Source organism: Mesobacillus subterraneus, from assembly GCF_000934845.1.
GTDB classification, from domain to species: Bacteria; Bacillota; Bacilli; order Bacillales; family Cytobacillaceae; genus Mesobacillus; species Mesobacillus stamsii.
In genome coordinates this window covers 19,292-29,127 of the sequence record NZ_JXIQ01000185.1, presented here as the reverse complement: position 1 = coordinate 29,127, position 9,836 = coordinate 19,292, and the positions used below count along the sequence as shown (strand labels likewise).

11 protein-coding genes are annotated in these 9,836 nt (G+C 41.5%); 2 read left to right on the top strand and 9 right to left on the bottom strand.

Annotated features, from left to right (window positions below):
* Positions 1 to 54: 54 nt before the first annotated feature.
* The 3 genes from UB32_RS17355 to UB32_RS17345 all read right to left on the bottom strand — a co-directional run bounded on the left by UB32_RS17355 (position 55) and on the right by UB32_RS17345 (position 2,238).
* On the bottom strand, positions 55 to 444 hold the full coding sequence (locus tag UB32_RS17355; protein ID WP_044396134.1) for a YppE family protein: 390 nt from the start codon (positions 442 to 444) through the stop codon (positions 55 to 57).
* Positions 445 to 525: 81 nt separating this feature from the next.
* Positions 526 to 780: a hypothetical protein gene (locus UB32_RS17350; protein WP_044396133.1), complete on the bottom strand. Its 255-nt coding sequence runs from the start codon at positions 778 to 780 to the stop codon at positions 526 to 528.
* A gap of 471 nt (positions 781 to 1,251) precedes the next feature.
* Positions 1,252 to 2,238, bottom strand: a complete 987-nt coding sequence (locus UB32_RS17345) for a DUF2515 domain-containing protein (protein ID WP_044396141.1) — start codon at positions 2,236 to 2,238, stop codon at positions 1,252 to 1,254.
* 123 nt (positions 2,239 to 2,361) lie between these two features.
* On the opposite strand from UB32_RS17345, the gene recU reads away from it, so the two are divergent.
* Together recU and UB32_RS17335 are read left to right on the top strand one after the other, a co-directional pair.
* The gene (recU, locus tag UB32_RS17340) at positions 2,362 to 2,979 is read left to right on the top strand and encodes a Holliday junction resolvase RecU (RefSeq protein WP_044396132.1); all 618 of its coding nucleotides are present in this window, start codon (positions 2,362 to 2,364) and stop codon (positions 2,977 to 2,979) included.
* A 32-nt stretch (positions 2,980 to 3,011) separates the two neighbouring features.
* Complete coding sequence (locus tag UB32_RS17335) at positions 3,012 to 5,663, top strand: penicillin-binding protein 1A (RefSeq protein ID WP_044396131.1); 2,652 nt, start codon at positions 3,012 to 3,014, stop codon at positions 5,661 to 5,663.
* A gap of 172 nt (positions 5,664 to 5,835) precedes the next feature.
* Here the strand turns inward: UB32_RS17335 and UB32_RS17330 are convergent, their stop codons facing one another.
* The 6 genes from UB32_RS17330 to UB32_RS19670 all read right to left on the bottom strand — a co-directional run bounded on the left by UB32_RS17330 (position 5,836) and on the right by UB32_RS19670 (position 9,722).
* On the bottom strand, positions 5,836 to 6,171 hold the full coding sequence (locus UB32_RS17330; protein ID WP_052807099.1) for a YpoC family protein: 336 nt from the start codon (positions 6,169 to 6,171) through the stop codon (positions 5,836 to 5,838).
* Between the two features lie 27 nt (positions 6,172 to 6,198).
* Complete coding sequence (gene nth / locus UB32_RS17325) at positions 6,199 to 6,849, bottom strand: endonuclease III (RefSeq protein ID WP_044396130.1); 651 nt, start codon at positions 6,847 to 6,849, stop codon at positions 6,199 to 6,201.
* Between the two features lie 87 nt (positions 6,850 to 6,936).
* Positions 6,937 to 7,644, bottom strand: a complete 708-nt coding sequence (locus UB32_RS17320; protein WP_044396128.1) for a DnaD domain-containing protein — start codon at positions 7,642 to 7,644, stop codon at positions 6,937 to 6,939.
* A gap of 136 nt (positions 7,645 to 7,780) precedes the next feature.
* Positions 7,781 to 8,962, bottom strand: coding sequence for a pyridoxal phosphate-dependent aminotransferase (locus tag UB32_RS17315; protein ID WP_044396137.1), 1,182 nt, complete (start codon positions 8,960 to 8,962; stop codon positions 7,781 to 7,783).
* 31 nt (positions 8,963 to 8,993) lie between these two features.
* Positions 8,994 to 9,479 carry a DUF5590 domain-containing protein gene (locus UB32_RS17310; RefSeq protein ID WP_044396126.1) on the bottom strand — a complete coding sequence of 162 codons (486 nt, stop codon included), beginning with the start codon at positions 9,477 to 9,479 and terminating at the stop codon, positions 8,994 to 8,996.
* 72 nt (positions 9,480 to 9,551) lie between these two features.
* Positions 9,552 to 9,722: a YpmA family protein gene (locus UB32_RS19670; RefSeq protein ID WP_084221898.1), complete on the bottom strand. Its 171-nt coding sequence runs from the start codon at positions 9,720 to 9,722 to the stop codon at positions 9,552 to 9,554.
* Positions 9,723 to 9,836 lie beyond the last annotated feature (114 nt).

Genomic DNA, 9,836 nt, shown 5'->3' with positions numbered 1-9,836 from the left:
ATTCATCCGTTTTATTGTATAAAAACATTCATTTTGAATAAAAATACGTGGATTTCACTCCGTCGGAAAGACTCCTAGTTGGTTGATCGCAATGATCAGACTTTTTAGGATAAATTCCACTGACTGGGTTTGATCGAGGAATCGTTTTTTGCTTGTTTCCGGAAAAAATGCCTGTACAGAAATGACTTCAAGATAATTCGCAGCCGTTTCAATCTGGTTGATATGAAGGTTTTTCGGCCTGTTCTGACCTAGCCATTCAGACGCTGATTTTTTCCAAGAATCTGTTGTCAACTTTACCTCATCTGCAAACGGCTTGACTTCCTCGTGAAAATCACCTCTTACCTGCTGTTCCTTTGTATCATGAAATCGTTGAAGGGCATATTCCAAGTTCTGCAGCAATCTTTCCGATAATTCAATAAGATTTTGTTCGGCTTCCAAGTACATCACGCTTTCTTTTATCCGATTCTATATTGGACGGTTTGCAGCTTTCCCTAAATCCGCTGCTTTCATCTATTCTAGTATATTTTAACAACTGATTTCAAGTTTGACCGAAGCTTGCCCATGAATCGTCTCGCTTGAAAAAGGAATGGGTTGCTGGATTTCCCCTTCCAGTTTATCAAGAAGCATACTTGTGCTTTCTAAATGCACTAAATGGTCACGGTACATTTTTTCTCGGACTATCTGCACAGATTCCTGTAAATTCATCTCAGTGTCTTCTAGGCAATGGGTCATTTCAGTCAACATTCTTACAAAATTTTCTTTTTCCATTCCTGGCTTCATTATCATCTCTCCCAATTTGGTATTTTAAGGTCTAGCAGAATGAACACCCGGTCTCCGACGACGAAACATTCCTTGTAAATTTTCGTCTCTTGACTGTATCATTCTACCTGCAGATATAACCTCCTTCCCAGTTGACAAAACTAGTAAGAATTCGGCAAACAAAGTGTTTTTCAGCACGAAACTTTGCAGTCTTCGACACTGGTCAAATCGTATGAAATTTTCCCAAATGAACACACTAATTGTCGGGAGGTGTTTACATGAATAAAAAACAACTTAAAACGGCACAGCAGCCGAATAAAACGGCAGAGAAAAAAGCTGGCTATGGCAACAAAAAGCTGGAAGGACCGAATCGCCCGGCTGAATGATGAGAAAAGCGCAAGCGCCTTGGTCAGCCTCGACAAGCGCTTAGCTAGACCATTCTCGAAGTGGAGAAAAAAGCAGGGAGAATCCCTGCTTTTTTCTATGCCCACATTAATCTGAGGTGAATAATTCTTTGATTGTTATCAAAGCATGCAATTGTTTTTGCTTTTTTTTATACCATTTGGTCAGATGAATCGGATGCCGATTAGCAGGGTCAAAATATTCCCAATCTTTGCGAAATCTCCGCTGAACATACCAATCCATTTGTTCCCTGTAATGATGCCGGATGATTGGATACGTACAGCGCAGGAATGGCGTGTCCCTTTTTTTGGGCACCGAAAAGAATTGCTCATAATCATGTCTGGATCCGGTATGTTCCGTACTTACTGCAAATTCCAGAAAGGACGAATAAAAACGGGGATCAAAAAGAATTGATGCCAACTGCTTACCAAGATTGATCCGATTGCTGATATATTTGAAACCATGTACGCTTGCTCCGTACAGCTCCCCAGCGCATGTAGGAAAGAGGACGGTACTAAAATGCAGATAATCCTCTAGCATAAATATAGACGTATTGAAAACTCGTTTCTTATATACCGGTTCGTTGATTACTGGTTCCTGGATGACATTCTGTTCGTTAATAATCAAGGCAGTCATGAGCCTTCTTTTGTCTCGAGCCTTCCAAAAGAACTTCCACTCCTTCTCCATATAAGCCGATACATCCAGAAATCTAAGCAAGTGAAACATTGGAGTGCTCCTTTTCGTCGAATAAGAGTACAATAGAAGCTGTGCGTAGGCGTCACGAAAAATCAACCAATTCGCCCGTTCATAAGTAAGGAATAGCCGGTTGCGAATAACAGGGTCAAGCATTTTCGGAAACCATTCCCCTTCCAGGTCACACATATTGTAACCTCCATTTCGTGACACCATGCTTGCTAGAAAGGACCAAATCATTTCGGGATACTCGAGATAGAAATCCAGATAGGCATTTGTTCTTGTGATATTATCCAGGTTTTTTTTGGCCGTTTTGCTTTTGATCTTTCGGATCAACTCTGCTTCCTGTTCAGGGAGTTGATTAAAATGAGGAATATTAGTCATTGACACATTATTTCTCTTCCTTTTCTATAGGTTGTTCTTATAGTGAAGGGAAATAGGGCTTTTTATTCAACCAAAAGACGTTTAAATTTGGTATGATAAAGAGTAGTCTGTGAGGTGATCAACTTGACTTTCCATTATCCAAACGGAAAAAAATTTATTCCTGCTGCAAATAAAGAAGCATTACTTAAAGGAAAAAAACGCAAAAATGCTGCATATAGCAACAGAGGGATGACGTTGGAGGCAGACCTAAATGAAACCAACTCCTTTTATCTTGATCGCAACATCGCGGTAATCCATAAAAAACCAACTCCTCTGCAAATCGTCCAAGTGGATTATCCGCAAAGGAGTGCAGCGGTCATTAAAGAGGCATACTTTAAACAAGCATCTACTACAGATTATAATGGCGTTTATAAAGGAAAATACATTGACTTTGAGGCGAAGGAGACGAAGTTTTCCACATCTTTTCCATTAAAAAACTTTCATGAACACCAAATTGTTCATATGAAGTCCGTTCTAGACCAAGGAGGAATCTGTTTTGTCATTCTTCGGTTCTCGACCGAAGAGGAAATCTATCTCCTAGAAGCGAGTCATTTGCTTGCTTTTTGGAACAGAATGACCAAGGGTGGCAGGAAGTCAATCACAAAGGCAGAAGTAATGGATTGCGGCCATAAAATTCCGCTTGGCCTTCATCCCAGAATTGACTATATCAAAGTTATCGATTATCTTTATAAACTTAGTTAGCTTTTCGATTGCGAGAAAGGAAGGAACTATACATGGCACAAAAACCTCAGACAAGAGAGGAGCGACGCAGACAGCAGGCGGCCAAGAATGAGAAACCTAAAGGCAAGAAGGCGAAAAAAGGATTGTTTAAAAAAATATTCCTAACCCTGATCCTCTTAGGGATCATTGGCATGCTGACTGGTATCGCTACATTTGCATTTATGATAAAGGATACGCCAAAACTGGATGAATCCTTGCTCAAAGACCCGATCTCATCAAAGATCTATGATAAGGACAAACAACTTGTAACAGAAGTAGGCTCACAGAACAGGGATTATGTTTCCTATGAAGACATACCGAAACTAGTTGAAGACGCATTTTTGGCTACGGAAGATGTCAGATTCTACAAACATAATGGAATTGATGTCATCCGTCTTGGCGGAGCAGTCATTGCCAATGTTACAAATGGATTTGGCTCTGAGGGTGCTTCCACTATCACCCAGCAGGTAGTGAAAAACTATTTTCTTGGCTTTGAAAAGACACTGTCCAGAAAAGCACAGGAAGCTTGGCTAGCCTATCAGCTTGAACAGAAATATACGAAACATCAAATCTTTGAGATGTATGTAAACAAAATTTACATGTCAGAAAACATGCACGGTGTCCTGACAGCTTCAAGAACCTATTTTGGCAAAGATTTGGATCAGCTGGAGCTTCATGAAGCAGCTCTGCTTGCAGGAATGCCGCAGAGCCCTAATAATTACAATCCTTTTACAAATCCAGAGAGTGCCGAGAAGCGCAGGAATATTGTTTTATCGCTGATGCACCAGCATGGCTTTATATCAAAGGAACAGATGGAACAAGCACAAAAAATTCCGGTAGAATCCAGTCTCGTTTCGGAAGAAAACTGGAAGAAAAAGAACGAAGAACCTTATGATGCATTTATTGATATCGTCATTGAAGAAGTAACCGCAAAAACCGATTTTGATATTTTTTCCGACGGGCTAGAAATATATACAACACTTGATCCAAACGCTCAGAAGCATGTGGAGAATATCCTAAATACAGATGCTGCAGTTCAATTCCCAAATAATGAAATGCAAGCGGGAATTACCCTACTGGATACAAAAACCGGTGAAATACGCGCTATAGGCGGGGGCAGGAATCAGCAGGTAAAACGCGGACTGAATTATGCGATCGATGTCAAAAGGCAGCCTGGTTCAACCATTAAACCCATTCTTGACTATGGTCCGGCAATCGAGTATTTGCACTGGGGTACCTACCATATGCTTGAAGATAAACCAATGACCTATTCCAACGGGGACCCAATCAGAAACTGGAACAACAAGTATAACGGCATCATGACGATAAGAATGGCTTTGGCAAAATCCATCAACATCCCTGCCCTCCAGACATTCCAGGCTGTTGGTCTTGATAAGGCAAGGGAATTCGGCACCAATCTTGGATTAACACTGGATGATCCTTTCTATGAATCCGCAGCAATCGGTGCGAAAGAAATTGCTCCCATTGAAATGGCTGGTGCATATGCAGCATTCGGAAACAACGGCTTCTATACAGAGCCATACTCAGTCAAGAAGATTGTCCTTCGCGACAAGACAGAAATGGATCTAACTCCTGAAACCAAAGTCGTTATGAAGGATTACACTGCCTTCATGGTATCTGATATGTTGAAAACAGCAATCACACAAGGAACTGGTGCAAGTTACGCTAATATCGCCAATCTTCCTGTAGCCGGTAAAACAGGAACAACGAATTACACGGAAAAGGATATTGAAACATTTGGAATCAAAGATGGAGGGGTGCCTGATTCCTGGTTTGTTGGATATACAACAAGGTATACTGCATCTGTCTGGACTGGTTACAGTGATCGAAAAACCGCACTTTACGGTACAGAGCAAAAGATCTCGCAAATGCTATTTAAGGATCTGATGACCTACGTATCAAAAGATGTTGACACACCCGATTTCACCGTTCCTAACAGTGTTGAACGAGTAAAGATTGAAAAAGGCAGTTTTCCTGCCATGCTTGCAAGTGAGTTTACTCCGAAGGATCAAATCCTTTATGAGTGGGCAGTAAAAGGAAATCTGCCAAACGAAACATCCAAGAAGTTCGAAAAGCTTGAAACGCCTTCAAAGCTTGAAGCAGCCTATGATGAAGTGAAAAATGAAATCATCCTGACTTGGGAATTTAAACAAGATAACAAACAGGATGTCCAATTCGAGGTGACTGCATCACTTGATGAAGGTCCTGAGCAGGAATTAACGAAGACAACGGAAAAGAGTATAACCATCGCCAATGCCGTTCCAGGTGGAATATATTCCTTCAAAGTAACGGCAATCCGTGGAGACCAACGTTCTGAACCAGCCACTGCGAAAATGGAAGTTCCAGATTTCACGGTTCCTGACAATGCGGGGGAAAACGGAGGTACAGACGGAAATGGGAATGGTCGCGGCAACGGGAATGGCGGGGGAAATGGTAACGGAACCGGAAATGACACTGGACCTGGAAGCGGAACTGTACCAGGTACTGATCCCGGTACTGGTACCGATCCTGGTACTGGTACTGATCCCGGTACTGATCCTGGTACTGGTACTGATCCTGGTACTAATCCCGGTACCAGACCAGGATCAGGCGACGACACTGGTGGTGCCGCTGGTACAGGAACCACTAATGATAGTGGCAACTGAAGCTGATGCTAAAAAAGCAAACAACACCGTTCACAAATGTGGACGGTGTAAAAATAAACTTGTTTCGTTTTCTACACATTTTTACTTTCTAAAGAAATCAGAGATGACAATTATGTACCATATGGAGAGTTAACATACTTTCATATTCTGTAATACAAACGAAACGTCCTGATTAATCAGGACGTTTCTCTTTTGCTTGATGTAAGGCAATCTTGCTAGCATATTGCTTTTCTTGTTCAGTGAATAATTCCACTAGCTGTTTATAAGACTGAAAAAGGCCAGGTCGTGATGAAACAAATTCTAGTCTTTCGCTGACATTCACCGGCTTGAGCTTGCAATGACCTATCGAATCCAAGTTTGGATTCAGACCGTTCGACATAAAAAGAAATTGCTTAAATAAATCAATGGACTTTCTCATCAATGGTAGAGCCTGTTCGTGATCCCTGTTTGCAAAGTGATGGCTCAGCTCTATTTTATAATGATTCCATTCACTAAGGATTCTCTCCATGCCTCTTTCTCTCCCTGATGTAATCTCTTATGGTTTATCCTTCATCCTTTTCTTGCCTTCTCTGCAAACATCAAGCAAAGGACAAGTCTCACATCTTGGATTCTGCGCTTTGCAATGGTACCTGCCAAAAAAGATCATCCTGTGGTGGGTAATCGACCATTCTTCTTTAGGAACTTTTCTCATTAAAGTCTTCTCTACCTCTAAAACAGAATCTTTCCACCGGCAAAACGCAAGCCGCTTGCTGACTCGCTCGACATGGGTATCCACTGCAATAGCGGGAACTCCGAAGGCCACGGAAACTACAACATTAGCCGTTTTCCGGCCTACCCCAGGTAGCTTTGTCAATTCATCCCTATCTGCTGGAACTGTTCCTCCATATTCATCAATTAGCATCCTGCACAGCTTTTGAATGTTCTTCGCTTTGTTACGAAAAAGACCAATCGAGCGGATATCTTGCTGCAGCTCCTCCTGTGTCACTGCCAGGAAATCTTCTGGTGTTTTGTATTTTTCGAACAAATCCTTCGTCACTTTATTGACAAGTGCATCCGTGCATTGAGCCGATAATGCCACTGCGATCACGAGTTGAAAAGGATTGGAGTGGATCAGCTCACAGTGTGCATTTGGAAACATCCTGCCCATTTCATCAAGACAGAACCTGATTTGCTGCTTATTCAACATGATTATTCACCCGTTTTTTCCATTTACAGATTTGAACTATTTTATATGGAAGATGAAAAAAGAGAGAATGATGAATTCTCTCATAAATTACTGTTCTAACCAGTTATAAAATGGTACAGGGTTGGCAGAAACTTTTGGCTCTTCCTTCCCTGGTCTTTGCGTACTCTGATGCTGCCTGAATTTTCTTCCATAACTTTTAGCCTGTTCGATTGTTTTGATTCCATTCTTTTTCCATTCGAAAAGAATTCGGTCTATGTACCGGAAATTTAATTTCCCCGATATCACAGCCTCTCTTAAAGCTGCTTTAATGATGATCGGATCGTGGTGATCATCATCCATCCACATAGCAAGCGATTCGCATTCAAACGGCGACAAAGGCCTGCCGAATTCTCTTTCAAACACAGTATATAAATCTGTCTCTTCCTTCTGCTCCACCAGCTCTTTTTCCTGCTGGCGTTTCAGCAGAAACTGGTCAAACAGCTTTTCCCACAATGGTTCCAGTGAATATTTTTCATATCTAATTCCCTCAGTTGAATTTCCATCCATGATCGAAATAAACCCTCTCTGTATCAGGGATCGAAGCAAATCAGTACATTCAAATGCGGATATCGTCATGCGGGCTGCAAGTTCAGTAGGTGTAGGAAATTCATTTCCTTTTTCAGAAAAATAGAAAACATGGAGTATTAAAGCCAATTCTTGCTCGTTCAGTCTCATTTCTTTATATTGCGTCAACAATACAGAAGGAATCGTAACATTTCCTTCTTTCAGCCATTCTAACAAATCTGCTTTTTTCATTCCGGACACCTCTTTTCATAGTATAGCATGAAATAGCCCGGCTGGTAATCAAATAAGAAAGGGAAAAAGGTACCGATCGCCTTACTAAAAAAGAGACCGAGAACCGGTTTCCAGTTCCCCGTCTGCTATTTTGTTTTTATACACGTTTGTTGACAAACTGATGAATTCGGCGGATTGCTTCCTCTAATTGGCTTAGTGATGTGGCATAGGAAAGGCGCATAAAATCGGGAGCTCCAAACCCAGAGCCAGGAACAACCGCAACATTCGCCTCAGTCAGCAGCATATTGCAAAATTCGTCTACATCCTTGCAGCCAGTCATCGTAGCTGCTGTTTTCGCATTTGGGAACAGGTAGAACGCTCCCTGAGGCTTTAGGCAGCTAATACCCGGAATCTCATTCAACTTAAGATGGATGATCTCAAGCCTTTCTAAAAAAGCTGAACGCATCTTCTCGACCTCCTCCTGCGGTCCTGCATAAGCTGCAATTGTCGCATATTGTGCCGGTGTAGTTGGATTCGATGTGCTGTGGCTTGCAAGGTCGGTCATCGCCTTAATGAGCGCACTGTCACAAGCTGCATACCCGATTCTCCACCCTGTCATGGAATGAGACTTTGAAACACCGTTAATAATGATTGTCTGCTTTTTCAATTCATCTGAAAGTTGTGCGATCGAGATATGTTCAACTTCTCCATAAATTAGTTTTTCATAGATTTCATCTGAAATGATCAGGATGCCTTTTTCCAGACAAACTTCTCCTAGTGCCTGCAACTCCTCTTTTGAATAAACCATTCCCGTAGGATTGCTTGGCGAATTGATGATAACTGCCTTTGTCTTTTCCGTCACCTTTTCCTTCAGCTGAGCTGGCGTGATCTTGAAATTATTTTGTTCCAGCCCTTCAACATAGACTGGATTCCCTCCTGCCAGTTTCACTTGCTCTGGATAGCTGACCCAGTAAGGAGTCGGAATGATGACTTCATCGCCGTCGTTCAGCAGTACTTGAAATAATGTGTACAATGCATGCTTGGCACCACTCGTGACAATGATTTCATTCAACTGATACTCAAGACCTTGATCTGCTTTTAATTTGGCTGCAATTGCCTTTTTCAATTCTGGAAGCCCGCCTGAAGGAGTGTATTTTGTGTATCCCTCATTCATTGATTTCACAGCAGCCTCGATTATATGCTGCGGTGTATTAAAATCAGGCTCACCTGCCCCAAGCCCGATTACGTCTTTTCCTTGTGCTTTCAATTCTTTTGCCTTGGCTGTGATTGCTAAAGTTGAAGAAGGTGTCAGAGCCCTCACTCTGTCTGCTAACTGGATCTTCATTTTTTTCCTCCTCGTTCATTGGAATTTATAAATTATCAATTGCTCTCAGTTTCTCGCCCGTTTCAAAATCAACATAATAATAATTGATGGTTCCGCTGTTTTTACGGTAATAAATTTCCCATGCTGGCCTGTCCGTCATTTGAATCCTGGACATACCAAGCCTTATGGCAATGATTTCATCGGGCTGTTTTTCCTGATAAAGTTTGGTTAACGCTTCTTTTTGCGTGATTCCATTTTTAGCAACTTTCGTGATCAAATCGCCATTTTTTTCATTGATCCAGACATAGACATCCTCCTGCCCAGCGTTTTTCCCAGTCATGACATAATAGGTTTCCTCTCCACTGTACAGCTTGAAATCCGTGAAATCGGAAAGGTACGTTTCTTTCGCTGCAATCTCCACCGCTTTCTTTTCTGCAACACTAACTGGTTCAACCGCATTCAAGTAAACATTCACCACGATACCGATCATAATTGCCACAAAAAGAATCCCTAGCAACATCCACTTTTTCACATGAATCCCTTCTTTATGTAAACTACTCACCGCTCTTCACATTCTAATTGAACAAGCGGTAAAAATTTCTCATTAGGTTCGGTAAATAGTAAAAATAGCCTTCTCTTTATCTTCCTGATCTAAAGCCAGACCAAACATAAGGTCATCATGTTTCAAGGACCTATTAAGAGCATCCACTATTTTATATAAATCCGGTGTATTCTGGACCTTCACCGTAGAGATTATTTCGATTTTACTTTCCATCCTGCAACTCTCTCCTTGCCGATTTTATCACTTTTTTAGAGCAGCATCTAGCTGCAAATAATACAACTAACACCTATTATATCAGGAGATCGCTTTTCTGTAAGGTTAAGGGGA

Bases quoted from the DNA above. Each gene is read 5' to 3' on its own strand.
- UB32_RS17355 (WP_044396134.1), bottom strand. From the start codon at position 444: ATGTACTTGGAAGCCGAACAAAATCTTATTGAATTATCGGAAAGATTG.
- UB32_RS17350 (WP_044396133.1), bottom strand. From the start codon at position 780: ATGAAGCCAGGAATGGAAAAAGAAAATTTTGTAAGAATGTTGACTGAA.
- UB32_RS17345 (WP_044396141.1), bottom strand. From the start codon at position 2,238: ATGACTAATATTCCTCATTTTAATCAACTCCCTGAACAGGAAGCAGAG.
- UB32_RS17335 (WP_044396131.1), top strand. From the start codon at position 3,012: ATGGCACAAAAACCTCAGACAAGAGAGGAGCGACGCAGACAGCAGGCG.
- UB32_RS17330 (WP_052807099.1), bottom strand. From the start codon at position 6,171: ATGGAGAGAATCCTTAGTGAATGGAATCATTATAAAATAGAGCTGAGC.
- nth (WP_044396130.1), bottom strand. From the start codon at position 6,849: ATGTTGAATAAGCAGCAAATCAGGTTCTGTCTTGATGAAATGGGCAGG.
- UB32_RS17320 (WP_044396128.1), bottom strand. From the start codon at position 7,644: ATGAAAAAAGCAGATTTGTTAGAATGGCTGAAAGAAGGAAATGTTACG.
- UB32_RS19670 (WP_084221898.1), bottom strand. From the start codon at position 9,722: ATGGAAAGTAAAATCGAAATAATCTCTACGGTGAAGGTCCAGAATACA.